This window comes from Arthrobacter sp. MDT2-34-1, assembly GCF_059091365.1.
In genome coordinates this window covers 1-839 of the sequence record NZ_JBNHGO010000064.1, presented here as the reverse complement: position 1 = coordinate 839, position 839 = coordinate 1, and the positions used below count along the sequence as shown (strand labels likewise).

Below are 839 nucleotides of genomic sequence, written 5' to 3'. Positions count from 1 at the left end.
GGCTGCAAGCGGCCAGCTTCCCAACCCGGGCCGGCGCTGCCACCGGAACACCGGGAGCGGGGGCGGCCGAAGCTGTTCCGGTGCCTTCGCCGCCTTCATGTGGGGTGCTGTTGTCTATCGTTGGAGCTCCGCCCGGCTGGGTGCTGCCGGTGCCGGATGGCTGGTGTGGGCTCCATGCTGGGGCGGGTTGGCGAAGACGGCGGTGGGGAAGCCTTGGGCGGCCAGAGCGGCGGCCTGCCGGGCTTCAAATGGGATGCTTTCCTGTTCGGTCCTGCCGGTGTTCAGTTTGCTTTGGGAGGGGTCCAGTCCGAGGACCTTGGACTCATGGCGTTGCTGGGCTTTGAGGATGAGATCGTCAACGTCCGGTGCCTGCAGGCAGCGCTGGATGGCGTCGTTGGTGGGGTGGCCGCCATCAGCACGTCGAGGGATTCGGCGGCGGTGAGGGCCTGGTAGTAGATCATGTAGTCCGGGCCGCTGATGTCGCGGCTGAGGTAGAGGGAAATGTCCGGGTAGTGGCCGTCGTTGAGGATGTCGATGGAGGCATCGGCGACGGCCTGGTCCTAGGCACGGCGGACGTTTTGGCGGACCTGCGGCGGTGTACGAGATGCACTCCCAAGCCGGCCGCGCACGGGAGGCCCAGCGCCTTCGTGCCGTGGTCACACAGCAGCTCGCACCCTTCACCGCGACCATGCCCAAACCCGTCCCGGTCGGCGCCGGGCACAGTCCATCAGTTGAAAGCCCGTCAGCCGGTGCCGGCGCCGGTGTAAGCGTCGGGCCCACAGCCGCCGACATCGGACGCCGGGGCATAGCCCCGGTCCGTCCCGGCTCCGTTGTCCCAT

At 68.2% G+C, this 839-nt stretch carries 1 protein-coding gene; it reads left to right on the top strand.

Annotated elements, in window-relative coordinates; translation table 11 throughout:
• Positions 1-165 precede the first annotated feature (165 nt).
• Entirely contained in the window at positions 166-453 is a 288-nt protein-coding gene (locus tag AC5RVV_RS17620) for a hypothetical protein (protein ID WP_494002647.1), read from the top strand.
• Positions 454-839 lie beyond the last annotated feature (386 nt).